Raw genomic sequence first — 376 nt, forward strand, 5'->3', positions numbered from 1 at the left:
ACCATAGTCGTTTGTTATGCAGCTACCGGAGAGTTATGTTAACTCATGTTGTTCACACTCTAAATCCTTAATTTCAACTTCAAAATACTCACTTAGTTCTCGTTGAATACGGTGATATTCATTAATTGAAACTTCAACCACATAACCTACGAATTCTTCGTTATCATAATAACCTGAATTATCATTCTCTTCCTTAGCAACAACCATAAGACTATTATCTGATAATGCAATATGGAAATCACTCTCAAACGTTATCACATGAACAATATTATGCTTTGACACAGTAAATTGTTCACTTAACTTCAAACCAACTTTCATTTTATTTTCCTCATAGTTATTATTTCTTAATTTTGCGGCATAACGCTGGCATAACACG

The 376-nt window shown here is 32.4% G+C and carries 1 protein-coding gene; it reads right to left on the reverse strand.

Translation table 11 applies throughout. The annotated features are described in order from the left end of the window. Positions 1 to 33: 33 nt before the first annotated feature. The coding region (locus A6E03_RS10195; RefSeq protein WP_218060165.1) for a hypothetical protein at positions 34 to 376 on the reverse strand (343 nt) is incomplete at its 5' end.

The sequence above is a fragment of the Aliivibrio sp. 1S128 genome (genome assembly GCF_001691065.1).
Lineage (GTDB): Bacteria > Pseudomonadota > Gammaproteobacteria > Enterobacterales > Vibrionaceae > Aliivibrio.